Source organism: Vibrio sp. 05-20-BW147 (assembly GCF_013369385.1).
Lineage (GTDB): Bacteria > Pseudomonadota > Gammaproteobacteria > Enterobacterales > Vibrionaceae > Vibrio > Vibrio floridensis.
In genome coordinates this window covers 15,214-33,852 of record NZ_SZTO01000011.1, presented here as the reverse complement: position 1 = coordinate 33,852, position 18,639 = coordinate 15,214, and the positions used below count along the sequence as shown (strand labels likewise).

Sequence of the window (18,639 nt, the reverse complement as noted above, 5' to 3'; positions counted from 1 at the left end):
ATAAAAAATACTCTGGAAGAGAACGGAGGTTGGCATGAAATCGAACGGAATATCATCACTATTAAGCATCACACTTCTGTTTCTATCGGGGTGCGCCAGTTACCCTGAACAAGGCAGCGGAGGGATGGCGGAAAGCTACCAAAACATTCATTACGAGAATGCCGACTTCTCTCCCGTGATGCCTGATGAGCCTTTAGGTCCTGAACACGGTATGCGCTTTGACTGGCAAATCGCCAAGTTGCACCTTGACTCTTTAATCAGAGAAGGCGCCAAATGGTGCTTCCCTGCATCTGTCGTGCAAGCGCTTGAGTTGCAAAATCGGATCGCTCGTGAGTTGCAAGGTGGCTTGTTGCTCGATGCGGCCAATGATTTAGTGATTCAACGTAAGCGCCTTCACCAATTGGAACAGCAGTTAGATTACGTGCTGTCTCAAACCCGTTGTGTACCACCCAACGATGAACATCAGTTCCGCTTGCAGTTGGATGTGGTCAACGATATTTATCAGCTACTCAATATAGACAATCAATTTGCCGTTAACTCAGCGGAAATCAACCCTAAATACATGGGACACCTTGCCAAAGCGGCGAACTTATTGCGTGAAAACGAGCGGCTCACTTTGGCGGTCACTGGTCATGCAGATGCCACTGGCAACGAGTCGTACAACGAAAAACTTGCCATGGATCGTGCGGAACAAGTGAAACGTTACCTCACCATATTTGGACTTTCGCCAGAGCGTATCACCACTCAATCTTTGGGCGAAAAACTGCCCCTATTTGACGGTGACAGTGCCGCGGTAAGACTCACCAATCGCCGCGTCAGTATCGAAGTGCAATCGCCTGCCCAAACCGAGCAAAAAGTAAATTCAGGAGGCCGACCATGAGCTTAGCCAAACATTATTTGCTACTGATTTTGTTGCTCGTTGTATTGGCGCCCTTTAAAGCAAAGGCGATAGAAGAACGTGTCCAAGTCGGCGATTTAATTCAAATTAACCTACCGGGTGAGGGGAGTCTCAATCGTGGGTTTCAAGTCGATAAGCGTGGGCGCATTACCTTGCCAGAAATCGGCCCTATCTATGTAGCGGGTTATCAAGCAGAACAGCTTGAAAATGCGGTTAAACAGTCGCTGTCCACCGTTTTTCGCGATGTGAGTAACCTCGCCGTATTCATCAAACAGCAACAAATGCTCATTTCAGTGCAGGGGTATGTTACCCAACCGGGTGAGTATACCCTACCCCAAGGTGCCAGTGTCGAGATGGCGTTTCATGCCGCAGGCGGACTCCGTTCAGGCGCTCAGCTCGACAAAATGCAGCTCAAACGAGGAAGTGATCGCAGCGAGTTTAATTATAAGCAGTTTCTTGATACGGGTAACGATGAGTTACTGCCAGCGCTTACATCGCTGGATGTCCTATTTGTGCCTGCCTCTCCGCTTGTTGGCAACATCGAACAGACGTTCGATCCTGCCAAACTGGCCGACAGTGGTGACAGCGCTGATTCTGCGAAAGGAATAAAAGTGTTCGGCGAGGTCAACTCTCCGGGTTCATTCAGTTACAAAGCGGACACCAATTTGGTGGATATTCTAATGCGCTCTGGCGGTGTTACTCGCTACGCTGGCGTTGAGCAGATCCGTGTTATCTCGAACAATGAGCCGCGAATCTTCAACCTAAAAAAATACCTAGACAGTGGCGATGCCTCGTTACTTCCTGAAATTGCACCAGGTTCCACCGTCTTTGTGCCTCGCCAAGAAGAAGAGATCAAATCGGGTGCGAACACGATTTACATTATGGGTGAAGTGGCGCAACCGGGCGCCTATGAGGGCAAACCTGGCGCAACATTCATGGATATTCTTGCCAATGCAGGTGGCCCAACGCGCTTTGCTGAATCGCGCCAAATCCGCGTGCTAAAAGCGGATGGCCGTGTGATTCGTTTTGACTTAACCGCTCACACCGAAGGTTTAGGCCACAGCAAGATACCTCAGATCCAAGCGGGTGACACAATTTTCGTACCAGAAAAAACCGACATGAACGAAAAGTCATGGCTCAAAGTCGCGCCCGATCGCGCGGTGGCAGTGATGGGAGAAGTCGTTCGTCCCGGCCGCATAGAGTGGTCTGATGAAATGGATCTGATGGATCTTCTCGCTCACGTTGGCGGCCCGACGCTGCGCGCTGACACAACAAAAATTGAAGTCGTCAATCAAGGGAAAATGCAGGTGTTTGATCTGGATGCGTTTATTCGTAAAGGCGCACCAAGCCAATCGCTACCGAGAATCCAAGCAGGCGCGATTGTTCGCGTGCACGATCTGCCACAGGATCCTTCAGACAACAAATCGCAGTGGGTGAGACAAAGTTCTGACTCCTCAATTTACGTGTTCGGTCAAGTTAACGCCCCAGGCCGCTATCGCTTTACCAACGAAATGCACTTCCTTGATATCTTGTCTGCTGCCGATGGACCAACCAAAGACGCCGATATCCACAACATTCGCGTGACTCATCGTGATAAGAGCTACTCACTGGTGAGCAAACTAAACTTATCGCTCTATTTCGAAACTGGTGACGAGTCGCTGCTGCCGCAAGTCAAAGCCGGTGATACGATCTATATCCCCGAAAAAGAGAAAAACTGGCTTGATACCAGTAAAGAATCCACCGTGCGAGTGCTGGGCGCTGTCAACAAACCCGGGCGCTACGCGTTCAATGACAACATGACGATCTTAGATTTACTTGCTGAGGCTGGTGGCCCAAGCTCGAGTGCCTATCTAGAAAAGATAAGTGTGGTGAACATGTCATGCTGTCAAGGCCAAGCGCGCACGTTCGATTTAGTCAGCTTCAGTAAAACCGCCAACATTTATCATCTCCCCGTTATTCGTGCAGGTGACACTATTTACATTCCAAGCCGTGATGAAAGTTTGTTGGAAAAGGCCCGCGCTGGATTGCGTGATGTGCTGCAAATCACCACCACACTTGTTTTGATAGGAGCATTGTAATGACGATTCCTGCAACCCATGCTGAAATTGAGCAGATTTATTTAAAGGCTGAACTCGAACAAATTCGCACTATATGCTTAACTGGTTGCTGCTCAGGTGACGGTGTCACATCAATTGCCACTGCGCTCGCTGAACGTTTTATTCTGGCGGGACATAACACGCTCTATGTAGACTTGAATCTGTTTAAACCCGCCTTTCACCATGTGCACAGTTTTGAGCATGAAGAGCAACCCGGGGTTCTGATTGAGCACAACGAAACGCATCAAGTATTGGTGGGCTTACCTGTCCCACAGCAAACCGCCATCAAGTTAAGCTATAAGGATCCCGCTAACTTGTGCGCTGCGGTCAATAAATGGCAAAGCCATTATGAGCGCATCGTGATAGATACCTCACCACTGCTTAATCTCAACAAAGGCAATGTACCCGCTCAAAGCGTCGCCAGTGCGTGCGATGCCACCATTTTAGTCGCCTGTTATGGCACGACAACGGAAAACCAAATCCTACAGGCGCAAAATCTACTCAGTGCCAGTTCTATCCATTTGATTGGCACCATTCTCAATATGAAAAATGCCCCCAGTTTTTCAGAAGAACTTGTCCGACAACTGAATAAGTTCCGCTTTCTTCCACTAAGCTTAAGAAAGCGCTTAGAAATTTGGTTGTACCGTAATGAATTTCTCAATTTGCCTTACTGACAATCGGAGAGATGACAATGAAAACAAAACGCTCACTTTTGCTGATAATTGCATTGCTGTTCTTTTCGTCGTTCGGCATCGCCAAACCATTGGTATTTGGTATCGTCCCACAACAATCGGCCAGTCGCCTTGCAGAAACATGGACGCCCGTCATTAAAGCGTTGAGTGAAACAACCGGTTTGGAGATTGTTTTTGCCACCGCACCTGACATTCCAACCTTCGAGCAACGCCTCGCGAATGGCGATTACGACATCGCCTACATGAACCCGTATCACTATGTCGTCTATCACGAGCGTTCTGGCTATCAAGCCATTGCCAAAGCGAAAGACACTCGTATTCATGGGCTGATTGTGGTTAACGCAGAGAGCGATATTCATGATGTCCGGCAACTCTCGGGTCAAACACTCGCGTTTCCCTCCCCTGCTGCTTTCGCCGCAACCATCCTGACTCAGGGGTATCTAAACCAACAAGGCATCTCCTTTCAGCCCAAATATGTCTCGTCACACGATTCGGTTTATCTCAATGTCGCGAAGGGTTTTATCGCGGCAGGTGGCGGCATAGAACGCACACTCAACGCTGCGCCAGAAGAAGTCCGCAAGCAACTGCGAGTCCTGTGGACCAGTGCTGGTTATACACCACACCCGATCGCAGTGAAAGCACAGATCGATCGCGACACTCAGCTCGCCATCCAAACTGCGCTGACAAACTTGCACCAACGCAACGATGGTAAAGAGCTTCTAAGCCCTTTAAAAATTCATGCATTTCTTCCCGCGTTAGATCAAGACTGGAATGACATTCGAGCATTGAATATCAACGTGTTAGAGCATTGAAGCAAAAAGAAGGAGGTATCAGATGTCTTTTAGAATCAAAACCATCATCGGCATCGGGTGCATCGAAATGGTCATGCTGATGCTGCTGGTTTTTAGTGCTATGAACTATATGCGGCAATCAAACGAAGACCAGTTTATCCAAAAAGCACTTTCTACCTCCGCCATGTTCGCTCGTGCATCAAAAGACGCTCTCTTATCGTTCGATATCGCCACCCTAGAAGATTTGACTAAAGAAATTCACGCGTTGCCCGGTGTGAGCTATGTTGACATTTATGCCAACGGCCAGCAGTTGGCCTCTGCTGGCAATCTACCCAGCAAAGGTTTGTCTGTAGAATCTGATAAGCAACTCATCCTCAGCGATCGCATCTTTGATGTCCATGAGGAGATCATGGTCGATGGTGTCGTCTATGGCGACATTCGATTGGGTTTTGATACCAATACGGTACAAGCCGCCCTTGACGAAGCGAGCAAGTTGTTTGTTTTGATTGCGATTTTAGAAGTGTTGCTGGTCGCACTTTTCTCTTATTTCCTTGGCAGTTATCTAAGCACCAACCTTTACAAACTGACCCGCGCAGTTGAGCGTGTGTCCAATGATGGTCCTGGATATCAGCTCAACCTTTCTTGTTCTGATGAAATCGGGAAAGTTGCTAATGCCTTTGATGATATGTCGAAAAATCTTGCCACCAGCTATCAAGAGTTAGAACAAGCAAGACACCAAGCCGAACAAGCCAATGAATCCAAAAGTCGCTTTCTCGCCTCTATGTCTCACGAGATCCGCACTCCCATGAATGGCGTTTTGGGCTTACTGGGCATTTTGGGCGAAACCAAGCTCGACCATCACCAGCAAAATTTGGTTCACACCGCCAAAGAATCGGGAGAACTGCTGCTCTCGATCATCAATGACATTCTTGATTTTTCGCGTATGGAAGCCAATACCTTAATCCTCTACCCAAGACCTTTTCTTTTAAAAAGTTGCATAGAGGAGATCGTCAACAGTTTTGAGCCATTAGCCAAAAATAAAGGACTCTATCTGTCGGCACGCTTTGATGGTGATGAAAACACGTGTGTGATCGGCGATTCTAACCGCTTTAGACAAGTATTACTGAACCTGATTGGCAATGCTGTGAAGTTCACCCCTCGGGGCAGCGTGACGATTACAGTGCAGACGCAAATGGATGGCGATACGCTCAACATCCGTTGCGAGATCCGTGACACCGGTATCGGAATCGAACCAGACGCTATGGCGATTTTGTTTGAAGAGTTCACTATGGTCGATCAAAGCTACTCACGTACTCGTGAAGGGTCAGGACTGGGTTTAGCCATTTGTAAACGGCTCGCTCAATTAATGGACGGAGAAATCCGTGTCGAGAGTGAAGTGGGCCGAGGTTCAAGCTTTCTATTCAGTGTAGATATGCCGTTGGCCGATGCCGATATGAGTGCGACTGAGGATATTGACACTCAGCCGGATATTGAAACATTACTTAAGGATGCGCGTATTCTCGTGGCCGAAGATAACACCGCGAACCAAATGGTGATTCGCGCGATGTTTGAACGTCTCGGCTGCGAGATCGATCTCGCCAAGGACGGTTACGAAGCAGTGAAAATGGCCTCTCGCGAGCACTATGACCTGATTTTTATGGACATATCCATGCCCGGAAAAGATGGCATGCAGGCGTGCAAAGAAATTCGCCAACTTGCCGATACCCAGCAAGCTGGCGTGCCAATTATCGCCCTCACCGCACATGCGCTGTATGGCGATAGAGAGAAATTTCTTCGTGCCGGGATGAATGGTTATCTCTCTAAACCACTGCGTAGCCGTCATTTAATTGATGAGATAACGGCGCACCTAAAGAAACACAAAACCGCACAAGGAGATATGGTGGAAAACAATTCCATTCAAGTTCAGCCAGTTAAAGCCCCTGCACCTGTCACGCTGATCTCTGATAGCAAAGCTCAGGTACCACTGGTGGATGAGCTCATCATTCAACAGATGATTCGTGATACCAGCGCAGAGGTTATGCCAATGCTTATTGAGCACTACATCGAAGAGTCGGAAATACGAATCGGCAAGATTACCCAAGCCATTGAGGCTGAAGATTTTGCGCAGCTCGAGTTTGAACTGCATACCTTAGGCAGCTCATCTCTGGCACTAGGCAATCGCAACCTCTCGAACGTTGCCAGAGAAGCCGAGCGATTTTGCTTCGCGCACTCCTTCAAGGACGCGCTTAAGCTCGCCAAAACGCTTCCCGAACTTGCACAGCGTTCTTTGCAGGCACTCCATCAGCGCAAACTACAGGGTTTTGAAGAGCCGGACGCGATCGACCATGAGTAGGTACGTCAATCTCAGCACCGCTCAAAACGATAAAAAGAGAAAATAGTAATAAAAAATAGGTGCTTAACAGAGCAAAGCTGAACTCATGTGCTAAACCTATATAAGAAACCAGAAGAATAAGAACGTTTAGGAGATGCCATGCGAGCAAAAGTGTTGTTAGTTGAAGATTCCACCTCTCTTGCCATCTTGTACAAGCAGTATGTCAAAGATGAGCCTTACGACATTTTCCACGTCGAAACGGGTAGAGAAGCGATGCGTTTCATTGAAAGAAACGTGCCTCAACTGGTCATTCTTGACCTCAAACTGCCCGATATGTCGGGTGAAGAAGTACTCGATTGGATTAATCAAAACGACATTCCAACTAACGTCATCATAGCGACAGCACATGGCTCTGTTGATATCGCCGTCAGCCTGATGAACAAAGGCGCCGAAGATTTTCTCGAAAAACCGATAAAAGCCGATCGTTTAAAAACCTCCATTGCCGTTCATCTCAAACGAGCCAAACTAGAACATCTCGTTGAAGATATGCAGCAGAAATTTGATCGCCCCGGCTATCATGGTTTCCTTGGCTCTTGCTTGCCGATGCAAGCGGTATACAAAATCATTGACTCGGTTGCGCCGACAACCGCCAGTGTGTTCATTTGTGGCGAAAGTGGTACTGGTAAAGAAGTGTGTGCAGAAGCCATTCACAAACAGAGCTTGCGCAAAGATCAGCCCTTTATCGCCATCAATTGTGGCGCTATTCCACGTGATCTAATGGAAAGCGAGATTTTTGGCCACCTCAAAGGGGCATTTACCGGAGCAACGACCGATAGAAAAGGTGCTGCAATGCTGGCTAACGGTGGCACACTCTTTTTGGATGAGTTGTGCGAAATGGAGTTGGAAATGCAGAAAAAACTCCTTCGTTTCTTGCAAACCGGTACCTTTACCCCCCTTGGCGGAAGCAAAGAATTGAAGGTCGACGTTCGGATCATCTGTGCGACAAACCGGGATCCGTTAGTGGAAGTAGAAGAAGGCCGTTTTCGTGAAGATCTCTACTATCGTGTACATGTTGTGCCAATTGAAATGCCCCCTCTACGTGAACGAGGTAACGACATTGTGGAGCTGGCCAGCCATTTTCTAAAAAGTTATGCCAAGGAAGACAACAAAAAATTCAGTTCGATCAGCAGAGAGGCACAATCGATTTTAAAAAAATACCACTGGCCCGGTAACGTGAGACAGTTGCAAAACATCATCCGCAACATTGTGGTGCTGAATAACGAAACTCAACTCACTCCAGAGCTACTTCCTGCGCAATTGACGGCTAAACAGAGCAACAAAGTGGAACAAAGTCGAGCACAGGTTGCCACTTCCAACCCCTCCGTTTCGATTCCGCTTGCCACCAATGCCACAATGCATGATCACTCTCCAACCCACCCCGTCAACGTAACGGGATCGAATGATGGCCATGGTCAATCACTTAACAGAAATGCCTTTCACAACAGTGATGGCTCCATTCGCCCCATGTGGCAAATTGAGCGCGAAGCGATCCAAAACGCCATTGCCTTTTGTGATGGGAATGTGATTAGCGCTGCTGTGATGTTAGAGCTGAGTCCTTCTACGGTTTATCGTAAAAAACAGGCGTGGGAGACAGAGGAAAATGTCTGAGTGCCCTATTGTTCAAACCCGTTCATCTCCTTCGACAAAGGCGAATAAAGTGGAGAAAGCTCGCCAACGGAAAGAGGTTTGGTTGTTGCTCGATTCATTGGTTTACGGTGGAATTGAAAGTCACGTGGAGCAGTTGGCTCGTGCGTTAAAAGCACAACATATCGCGGTGCGTGTATTGCTGACCAACAAGTACAAACGACGCCCCGACATTATGAAGAACTTGCGTCATGCTGGTGTTCAAATCAATTACGTCTCTCAACTGTCTGGCAACCATCCAATGCCCGTCATGCAATTGGCTGTAGCGTTAAAGCGTTACAAACCACTCGTTCTACACACCCACGGTTACAAAGCAAATATCTACGCACGGTTAGCTCGAATGATGAGTTTCCCCAATTTGCGCTTGGTGAGTACCTACCACGCTGGAGAGAAAAAGTCGGGTAAACTGTGGCTCTATGATCTTTTGGACCGCTACTCCAGTTTTATTAGTGATCACCGTTTTGCCGTTAGCCAAGAAATACTGTCTACCCTCCCTTTTGCTGGAGAGCAAACCAACAATTTCGTTTCGGTCAGTGAAGCGCTACCAAAAATACAAGAGAAGATTGGTTTCGTTGGCCGGCTCAGTTATGAAAAAGCGCCGGATCGTTTTGTTGAGCTGGCGGAGCATTTTCCTTCACAACACTTCCATTTGTTTGGCGATGGGCCGGAACGGGAAGCACTCGAAACACTCGCCAACGACAATGTGCACTTTCATGGTTTTACTTCTGACATGAGGTCTGTTTGGCCAACGCTGTCAGTGTTGGTGATTTCCTCTCGATTTGAAGGCCTCCCCATGGCCGCGCTGGAGGCAATGGCGAATGGTGTCGCGGTCATTGCAATGCAAGTGGGTGATTTAGGTCGTTTAATTGACGATGGAAACAATGGCTTTCTCGCCAATAACGAGCAGCAGCTCGCTGAAGCACTGAATCGTTGGCTCGGCATGAACAACCACCAGCGCCAAGCGCTGCTTGCTACAGCTCGAGAGACCATAGCCCTCAACTACTCTCCTCAGGCTGTATTACCGCAACTGCTATCGGCTTATCATATCGATAGAAAAATTCTCAATTTGGGAATCAATTTGACGCCTCACCATTAACAAAAGCAAGAGTGTTTTAATTTCAATTGTTTAGAAACATATTCACTCTGGCATTTCCATTGCAATCCTTACCATTCAAACACTCGTGGGTAGGGATTGCAGATGACAACAACGACACCGATTCTCTTTGTACACTATGGCGATAATTGGATTCGTGGTAGTGAAACCACGCTGTTTCAACTCATCGAAACCCTTGATAAGCGTCGCTACCAACCAATCGTATGGTCCAACTGCAAACCATTGAATGCGAAATTGACTGAGCTAGGGGTTGCGACCTACTGTGATGTTTTCTCGGTGTTCGCTGTGCTTGGGCAGCACAAGTGGGGCATTGTGCCATTTTTATCCCTTGTCTCTCGCGCCGTACAACTCATCAAGCAGCATCAAATAAAACTGATCCACGTGAATAGTGGCGCCCCGTGCCAATGGATGAGCTTAGCCTCTCGATTGACAAAAGTGCCACTGTTGTTGCAGTTGCACGGTGACTACCCATTGCGCGAGCGCTTCTTAATGGGGTTTCATCTTGCCGACAAAATTGTTTGCGTCAGCGAGGCCATCAGCCGTGAGTTAAAAAAAGACCGGTTGCAATCCAACCAGCTCAGTGTTGTCCATAACGGTGTTGCGTTGTCACATGTTCAACTGACGGCATCACTCAAGCAGGCCCTTAATATTCCCAACGACCACTTCACCTTTGTCACCGTTGGTTCACTGATTCAACGCAAAGGCATCGATCGGCTGCTTAAAGCACTCTATTTTCTGCGCAACAGTCAAACGCCTGCGCATTTGGTGATCATTGGTGATGGCCCCATGCGCATGCCGCTAACGACGCTATGCCGAAAGCTCAATCTTGAGCATCGCGTGCATTTTCTGGGTGAACGCCGCGACGCGACCGCGTGGCTAGCCTCTAATGGTGATGCGTTTGTCAGCGGCGCATATCAGGAAGCGTTTGGCTTAGTAATAGCAGAAGCAATGATGGCGGGGTTGCCCGTGATCGCGCCCAATCTCGGCGGTATTCCAGAGTTCGTTAACCACGGCAACAACGGCCTTCTCTACAAATCCAATGCATTTTTCTCCCTCCTTAAAGCAATGGAAAGCATGATGAATTGCGAATCCCTAGCGATCCAACTCGCCAAACAAGGAGAGCAAGACGCACAGCGCTACTTGACGATCCAATCCAATACTCAAGCTCTGCAGGCCGAATACGACAGTTTGCTACTAAAGCGCCATCCTAGCCCTTCATGGAGCTTCGCGCTTAAGCCACTGCTGCAACTTGTCCGCCGCACGGAGGTCTGGTTATGAAACGTAATATTCTTATCTTCGATCCCATTGGTTACATGGGCGGGTCAAAAATCGCGACATTGGAGATGCTTCAAGTTGGGCAAAACCAGCCGATGCATTTCTATATCATCAGTGCGAATCCAGACAATTGGCGCGAACAAGGAAACAACTGCACCATTTTCAAGCTTCCCACCATGGCTTTTCTTATCTCTGAGCAAGGTTGGAAATATTGGGCCATGCAAGGTTTCTACTTACTCATGTTGATGATCATTGCCCTACGCTTGCCAAAGATCCATCAGTTGATGGGCATTTCTGGCCCAGGGGTTGATATGCCCTTATATCTGTACAAATCACTGTTCGATACACCTATCGTTCAGGTGATTCACGGCAACGTCGCCCGCTCTCGTTCGATCGGCTACTGTCTGTCCATTGCAGAGAAGGTGTTTTACTTACCCTGTACCAAAAAAAGCCTGTTCGGTGCTTTGTGTCGTTACTACGAAAAACAGCCAAACATCCGTTCAAATAGCGAGATGGCGCAAGCACTGTTCGAGCGACACAACTTCATTGCTTTTACCAACGGACTCAGCCAAGAAAAATGGCCCACACCTTGTAATCCCAATGGTAGCAAACTGTTTTGGGCAGCTTCGCTTTTGAAATGGAAGGGTTTGGATCTTTTTGTTGAAGCGCTGAAAATTCAGCCTCAAGATTTACATGCCCACATCTGTTACATTCAGCCACAACAAACACAACTTCCAGTCAGTGAGCCGGACCGTTCGCTGCCTTATTCTCATTGGTATCAACAGCCGAGTAATCTTGATGAGATTCGTGCGCGCTGCTCAATTTTTGTTTCTACCAGTCACAATGAGCCTTTCGGCTTGTCCATCCTGGAAGCTTTAGCCGCGGGCATGGCGGTGATCATCCCTGACGACGGCGCGTTTTGGGCTGAAAAATTGGTCGACGGTGAACATTGCCTTAAGTACCAACCCAACAGCGCACGCGATTTACGACTCAAAATAGAACGTTTACTCGCTTCCCCGGCAACTCGGAAGCGTTTATCTCAAAACGCAAAAAATCTCGCACGCCTTTATCGTTCGGAACTGTGTTACAAAGCCATCGTTGAATCGCTAAGCCAAACCAACCCAATAAAAGCATCAGCCTCAAAAGAAATACACCGCGTCAAAACGAGTGAAAAAGGTGCCTTATGACCATCAAATGGCCGAGCGCTCTACGAGCAAAATCTGTCCAAAATATCTCTTTGTTTGGTGTTGCTTTGTTACTGCAAAAAGGTGCGGCCTTGATCATGTTACCTATCATGGCGCATCATCTCACTGCAGAGCAAATGGGCTCTTTAGAACTGCTCGCCTCTATCGGTACTTTCAGTGCTCTCCTGATCTCCTTCTCGTTGCACGAAGTGCTTTATCGCTTTGCCGCGCAATACACCACAAGTGATGGCAAAAAGCAGATCGTCAATCAGATCTACAGTTTTGCTCTATTGATTGCCAGCATGTCGCTAATGCTTTGCATCTTAGCCGTGATGTACTTGCCCCTACCGTTACGAGCATTGGATGGAGCGGTAACAAGGGTTTCCCTGTTGCTGCTTTTTATTTGTGTTTGCCTAGAGTGCCTGATTGCCATTGGCACTGCTTGGCTAAGGATGCAAGAAGACAAAGCAAAAACCTTGGTAAAAGTGAGCGTCAGTGCTTTAGTGCTACAACTCAGTGCGGTGATGATCGTGTTGCGCTTTTTCCCGGCAGTTGAGGCGATTATTGCTTGCAGTCTAATTAGTGCGCTTTACCAGTGCCTGGCCCTTCACGTCATACATCGCTATCAGTGGATGACACTTTCGTGGCTTCAGCTCAAAAGCTGGCTTCACTATGCCGCTCCGCTGATGTTCTCGGGTGTATTAGCGTTTAGCTTAAATGGCGCAGAACGTTGGTTTATTGGTGGCTACACATCGCTCACACAATTGGGGATCTACGCAATTGCCGCTAAATTTGCCTTAGCGATGTGTATTCTGGTGCAACCTTTTGGTATGTGGTGGATGCCGAAACGCTTTGAATATTTACAGAGCCAGCGATACAGCGAGGCAGCACAGATTTCTCAAATTGGCCTTGTTTACATCGCTTTCCTTGGCGTTATCGTCTTTGCATTGGGCAAAGTGTTTGTTCTTCATGCTTTGCCAGAAAGCTTTTCCCCTGCAATCCATTTCCTCGCTCTGCTCATCCCAGCTGCCATGTTTAAAGAGTGCTACGAACTGCTCAATCTCGGGGTTTTATTTCGCCAACAAACCGCATTGCTGTTCAAGATCAACCTATTGAGCGCTGTTATCGCTCTTTCGCTGTTTGCCCTCTTGTCACCCATTGGCGTGATGGGGATTTGTTTGGCCCTAGCCCTTACCCAAGCCGCGAGACTTTCGTTCATCAGCTATTATAGCCAGCAAGCGTTGCCATTAGTGTGGCAACGCCGACGACTCGTTGCTGTCTATGCTACGGCTTTATTGGGGATCGCTGGGCAATATCTCCTTACGAGACAGGATGCTAACGCGAACGAGTTCGCCTCTCTATTTCTTGCCTTAATCACGCTGATGGTCATGACTTGGTTAGCATACCCGATGTTGAATTGGAGCTCGTCATCGCGCAAAACTGAAATACAAGGAGAAATCGCGTGAACACCACAGCGAAATACCCTCACCTCGTTTTTATCGCCAGCGCATGCATGGTGTTGAGCGTGGTTTGGTATTTTCAGCCCAATCCGCTGGTCATATTGGTTCTGTGTTTTCTCCCCATCGCGATTCTTTATGTCCTCAACCAAACGTTTTGGTTGGTGCTTCTGTTTGTGGTGTTCTCTTTTTTCCGTATTCATGAAGCGATACCGCAACTCTATTCACTTAAAATTCCATTGTTACTCTCCTTTGGTGCATTGGCCGCTTTGAGTTGGCATTTGGTGATCACCAAGCAAATTCAACCTTACTGGCACCCGGCAATGAAATGGCTGACGCTGTTTTGGGCGATCGTTTTTATCGGCCTATTCTTTGCCGGAAACCGAGGCGTTGCCTTTGACGCGTTTAAAGGGGTTTACTGGAAAATCATGGTGATGACCTTGGCCATCGCCTGGCTTGTCACCACGGCAAGACATCTCAATGCCATTTCCATGGTGATCACATTGGCTGGTTTACTCATTGGCACCGTGGCACTGAGTAATGCAGCTCAAGGTATCGGACTTGTTGAAGGTTCTCGCGTCACCATTGGACGAGAGTTAGGCTCTATGCTGGGTGATCCAAACGATCTTGCGTTGGTACTGATGTTCCCATTCGCATTTAGTGTCAGTATCGGTTTCCACCGTCAAAGTCGTTTTGTTGCACGCACTGTTGCCATCGTCACTTGCTTGGTGCTGTTTCTCGCCTTATTAGAGACGCAAAGCCGCGGTGGCTTATTAGGTTCCATGGCTGTGCTTGGCTATTTTGCCAACAAGACAATTCGCAACAAGGCGCTGCTTATGCTTCTTGGCCTAGTAGGCAGTCTGCTTCTGTATGCGGTCGCTGGGATTTCTGATCGCGCATCTGGCGGTGCTGGTGAAGAAGGTATCGATGCCTCTGCGATGGGGCGGCTTTACGCGTGGGAAGCGGCGTTTAAAATGGCGCTGGACCACCCGCTACTGGGGGTTGGCTTACAAAACTTTTACTACAACTATTTCTTCTATAGCCCTCACTGGGATGGCCTCAATCATGCGGTTCATAGCACTTGGTTCGGCGTGCTGGCGGAAACTGGCTTTCTTGGTTTGACGGTGTTTGTCACGCTTATCGTCTGTTTAATCAAAACGTCGTTGCGCTCTATTGCTGCAATTCGCCCTGACATGCCTGTCGCCATCGACATCGCTGCCAACGCGGTGTTTGCGGGTCTACTGGGTACGATTGTCTCGGGAACCTTTTTGACACAAGGTTTTACCTGGCCTATCTACATCCTCACGGCGCTGACTATCGCCATCAGCCATATCATTAAATCTGATTCTCAAATTGAGAAAACCACTTCTTAATTTCGTAATGATTTCTCTAATACAATGATTTTTCAGGCTTTTTAACGTGGCACGCATGTTGATTACTAATCGATAGGGCGACCTGTGAGCCATAAAGTTCAGACAATCTCTTTTAGATATTAGAATTTGGAGGCGTTATGTTGGTAAAGAATCGAACGGAGCTAAAAAGCAATCGGTACCTTGCTCGAAGCGATTTAAAGTCTTGGCTAAAACATCACCGCCATCCCGCTTTAAGAGGGCTTTTCCAGTTTTTAAAACGTGCACGAAGCGCCAACCTTCCGACTCCTTACTGGTTCAATTTACTCCTTTACCGCTTCGTTGTCGGTTTGCGTAACTTAGGCGAATTTTTGCTGCGAACCTTTGTTACTACGCCAGCCTTCAAAGGTCGGGTGAAACATTGTGGCAATCAACTCTACCTATACGGCGGTTTGCCCCTAGTCACCGATAATGTCGCGATTTGCATTGGAGACGCTTGCAATATTTCCGGTCAATCCACCATCACCGGCTGTAGCTCAGTGCGAAATCCAACCTTAAACATTGGGAGTCGCGTTTCCATCGGTTGGCAAACGACCATCGCCGTTGGTGACCTCGTTTCGATTGAAGATGACGTCGCGATTGCTGGTCGATGCATGTTCTTCGGTTACTCTGGGCACCCACTCGACCCGAAGAGACGAGCGGCAGGCGAAGGGGACGACCCCGCACAAATTCGCCCGATCACGTTAAAAAGAGGCTGCTGGATCGGCAGCAACGTCACCATCATGGCTGGCGTCACCATAGGTGAAGGCAGTGTGATTGCCGCAGGCAGTGTGGTCACCCAAACCATACCCGAAGGGGTGATTGCAGGGGGGAATCCCGCTCGCGTGATTCGTTCAATCTCGGCCAATGCTCAATCTCGTTTCTCAACGCTAAAAACAGCTGAAGAGCAAGAGATTCATAACAAGAAAGGAGAACGCGATGAGTGACCTGATCGTATTTGCAGAGGACTTTGGCGGGCTGCCTTCATCAACCCAACATCTTATTCGCCGTATGGCTAAGCGACATCGTATTTTATGGGTCAACTCCATTGGCTTGCGTCAACCAAGATGGACGCTTAAAGATGCGAAACGCCTGCTCAGCAAACTACTGTGTCTGACTAGTAAACGTAACGTTGTCACTCAATTTGAATTGCCAGATAGCGACAAAACACCAGCTAACATCTACATCACCACACTGCTGACTATTCCTGCGCCTTCAAGCCGTTTCGCTCGCTGGTTGGCTAAACAAATGCTCTCTCTGCAGCTCAAAAGAAAAATTGGGGAGCTAGGTATGCATGACCCCGTGTTGTGGAGCTCACTGCCAACCACAGCTGATCTGCTCGACAGCTTCCCGCTTTGGCGTTCGGTTTATTACTGTGGCGACGATTTCTCTTCCCTAGCCGGTGTTGATCATCAAACGGTTACAGCCCATGAAACCAAGCTGGTTCAACAAGCTGACTGTGTTTTGGTCGCAAGCGAGCGGTTAATGGATAAGTTTCCTGCCGAAAAAACACATTTTGTACCCCATGGGGTTGACCTTGAACTCTTCTCCCAACCCTGTTCAAGAGCACACGATCTACCGAATGATTACCAACACGTTTGCGGCTTCTACGGGTCACTTTCTCATTGGCTCGATTACCAGATGATTGAAACCGTAGCGCGACAGTTGACGCAATGGGCGTTCGTCTTTATTGGGCCGTGTGAGTTTGACCGTAATCCACTACCCAAACTTAGCAATGTGTTCTATCTGGGTAAAAAGCCACATGCGCTATTGCCTAGCTATTCACAACATTGGTCGGTGAGCTGGTTGCCATTTGTTAACAACCAACAAATTGAATTTTGTAATCCGCTCAAGTTGCTCGAATATCTAGCGGCGGGTCGGCCTGTGTTAACCAAACGTTTTCCGGCCTTGGAGCCGTTTCGTTCAAATGTTTTGATTGCTGAGAACTCGCAACAGATGATCGAACAACTGCAAAATTTTGCCACGATTAGCAGATTGGAGGCGCCTGATCTTTCGCAGCAAAGTTGGGATGCTCGTGCCGATTACGTTGAACAATTGGTGGAACGATTATGATGGGTTTGAAACTGAGGCTTTACTCGATTCTTGTCGCAGCGTGGCGTAGACGTTATGTCATCGTTGTTCCGATTTTGGTTCTGCCGGTTGTCGGCGCTTTGATTGGCATGAGCGCAACGCCTGTCTATCGCTCTCACACCAGTATGCTGATCCAAGAAACGGCGAAAATGAATCCCTTCCTCGAAGACATTGCCGTTTCCACCATGCTCAAAGATCGCTTAAGCGCCCTTAGTACCCTGCTAAAAAGTCGTCATGTGCTCTACTCTGTCGGCAAACAAGAAGGCCTGATCACCGATGAAATGAGCGTGGCTGAACAAGATCGTGTCATCCATCAACTGGCTAGCAAACTTAACGTCCAGCAACTTGGCAAAGATTTCATTCAAATCGAACTCCTTGCAAGCTCACCAAAAGGAATGGCATCCTTATTGTCTGCAGTGAGCGATCATTTTATTGAACAACTGCTCGCACCAGAACGCTCATCGATCCGTGACTCCAGTGAGTTCTTAACTGTGCATATCGAAAAACGACGCCAAGAACTGTTTGTCGCTGAGCAAGCACTGGCCGATTTTCAAAATGAATTTTCAGCCGACACGCCCGCGATGCAAGCTCAAAATCTCACCCGTCTTGCATCACTCAAACAAAGCTTAGCGGAAAAAGAGGCTGAATTAGCTGGGGTGGAAAAAACGCTTGGTTCGCTTGATCAACAGCTTTCCAAAACCAACCCTGTGATCGGCAAAATAGAAGAACAAATCATCTCCATACGCAGCGAACTGGCACTTTTGAGTGCTAAGTACACTGAGCAGCACAGCGCTGTACAAGCCAAAGTACGTGAACTCTCTCGTTTAGAACAAGAACGACACAGTTTGCTAAGCAATCGCACAACCACATTAAACACTGATCAACTTTGGGATATCGCTAGCAGTAGCACATTAGGTGACAGCAGTGACAACCAGCCGCTACTCGTTACCCAACTGCAACAGTTGCAAGTCATTCGCGGCCGCTATGAGGCATTGAATGAAGAAACCGTGAGCTTAAAAACCATGATTGATGCGTTAGAACAAAAAGCCAATCAATTTGGCAACACGGCGAAAGACATCAATCGCTTAGAGCGTGAAGTCAAAGTAAAACGTCAACTCTACGAAGAGCTCGTTCAACGCTACGAAATGGCGCAACTGACGGGTTCACTCGGCATCTTTGAACAAAACAAACGCGTAAAAGTGATTGACGTGCCGTTCACTCCCTCAGCCCCCTCCAACTTGCCTGTGATCCTTTTCATTTTGGTTGGGATTGTTGCTGGCGTTGCATTGGGGGCCGGATTAGCGATGTTCTTTGAAATATTTGACTCGACCATTCGCAGTCAACAACAGTTAAGGACGTTACTCAACACCCCTGTACTGACCGTGATTCCTAGGATCAAAGAGCCCTAAGAGGTGTGCCTCTCATGTTAAGTGAGGTTGAACAACTTTTTACCTCGCTCAGGCAACGCTCCAACTGTTGAAAACCGAAAAGCCCATTTTTCCGTATAAAAAATGGGCTTTCTTTTTGTGGTTCACGCTTGGGATTCAATCCGATTCTCATATTGAGAATCGGACCTGACCAGAACAAAAGCACTCTCAAGACATTGATTTAAAGTAA

General features: G+C 48.0%; 14 protein-coding genes. All 14 read left to right on the top strand.

Features of this window, described 5'->3' with window-relative positions; all coding sequences use genetic code 11:
• Positions 1 to 34 precede the first annotated feature (34 nt).
• Positions 35 to 880 (top strand): OmpA family protein, encoded by an 846-nt coding sequence (locus tag FC652_RS12030; RefSeq protein WP_176298763.1) that lies wholly within the window; start codon positions 35 to 37, stop codon positions 878 to 880.
• Positions 877 to 2,976, top strand: coding sequence for an SLBB domain-containing protein (locus FC652_RS12025; RefSeq protein ID WP_176298762.1), 2,100 nt, complete (start codon positions 877 to 879; stop codon positions 2,974 to 2,976). The genes FC652_RS12030 and FC652_RS12025 overlap by 4 nt, the downstream gene beginning before the upstream one ends.
• Complete coding sequence (locus tag FC652_RS12020; RefSeq protein ID WP_176298761.1) at positions 2,976 to 3,668, top strand: chromosome partitioning protein ParA; 693 nt, start codon at positions 2,976 to 2,978, stop codon at positions 3,666 to 3,668. Before FC652_RS12025 ends, FC652_RS12020 begins: the two co-directional genes overlap by 1 nt.
• 17 nt (positions 3,669 to 3,685) lie before the next feature.
• On the top strand, positions 3,686 to 4,498 hold the full coding sequence (locus tag FC652_RS12015; RefSeq protein WP_176298760.1) for a phosphate/phosphite/phosphonate ABC transporter substrate-binding protein: 813 nt from the start codon (positions 3,686 to 3,688) through the stop codon (positions 4,496 to 4,498).
• A gap of 22 nt (positions 4,499 to 4,520) precedes the next feature.
• Positions 4,521 to 6,830: an ATP-binding protein gene (locus FC652_RS12010; protein WP_176298759.1), complete on the top strand. Its 2,310-nt coding sequence runs from the start codon at positions 4,521 to 4,523 to the stop codon at positions 6,828 to 6,830.
• Between the two features lie 138 nt (positions 6,831 to 6,968).
• Complete coding sequence (locus FC652_RS12005; protein WP_176298758.1) at positions 6,969 to 8,477, top strand: sigma-54 dependent transcriptional regulator; 1,509 nt, start codon at positions 6,969 to 6,971, stop codon at positions 8,475 to 8,477.
• Positions 8,470 to 9,609, top strand: coding sequence for a glycosyltransferase (locus FC652_RS12000; protein ID WP_176298757.1), 1,140 nt, complete (start codon positions 8,470 to 8,472; stop codon positions 9,607 to 9,609). The genes FC652_RS12005 and FC652_RS12000 overlap by 8 nt, the downstream gene beginning before the upstream one ends.
• Before the next feature lie 102 nt (positions 9,610 to 9,711).
• A complete protein-coding gene (locus FC652_RS11995) occupies positions 9,712 to 10,905 on the top strand; it encodes a glycosyltransferase (RefSeq protein ID WP_176298756.1) in 1,194 nt (397 codons plus the stop codon).
• Complete coding sequence (locus FC652_RS11990; RefSeq protein ID WP_176298755.1) at positions 10,902 to 12,089, top strand: glycosyltransferase family 4 protein; 1,188 nt, start codon at positions 10,902 to 10,904, stop codon at positions 12,087 to 12,089. Before FC652_RS11995 ends, FC652_RS11990 begins: the two co-directional genes overlap by 4 nt.
• On the top strand, positions 12,086 to 13,552 hold the full coding sequence (locus FC652_RS11985; RefSeq protein WP_176298754.1) for a lipopolysaccharide biosynthesis protein: 1,467 nt from the start codon (positions 12,086 to 12,088) through the stop codon (positions 13,550 to 13,552). The genes FC652_RS11990 and FC652_RS11985 overlap by 4 nt, the downstream gene beginning before the upstream one ends.
• A 47-nt stretch (positions 13,553 to 13,599) precedes the next feature.
• The gene (locus FC652_RS11980) at positions 13,600 to 14,916 is read left to right on the top strand and encodes an O-antigen ligase family protein (RefSeq protein ID WP_176298843.1); all 1,317 of its coding nucleotides are present in this window, start codon (positions 13,600 to 13,602) and stop codon (positions 14,914 to 14,916) included.
• Positions 14,917 to 15,053: 137 nt separating this feature from the next.
• Positions 15,054 to 15,878, top strand: coding sequence for an acyltransferase (locus FC652_RS11975; RefSeq protein ID WP_176298753.1), 825 nt, complete (start codon positions 15,054 to 15,056; stop codon positions 15,876 to 15,878).
• Positions 15,871 to 17,004 (top strand): glycosyltransferase family 1 protein, encoded by a 1,134-nt coding sequence (locus tag FC652_RS11970; RefSeq protein WP_176298752.1) that lies wholly within the window; start codon positions 15,871 to 15,873, stop codon positions 17,002 to 17,004. The genes FC652_RS11975 and FC652_RS11970 overlap by 8 nt, the downstream gene beginning before the upstream one ends.
• Positions 17,001 to 18,431 carry a GNVR domain-containing protein gene (locus FC652_RS11965; protein WP_176298751.1) on the top strand — a complete coding sequence of 477 codons (1,431 nt, stop codon included), beginning with the start codon at positions 17,001 to 17,003 and terminating at the stop codon, positions 18,429 to 18,431. Before FC652_RS11970 ends, FC652_RS11965 begins: the two co-directional genes overlap by 4 nt.
• The last annotated feature ends 208 nt before the right edge of the window (positions 18,432 to 18,639 follow it).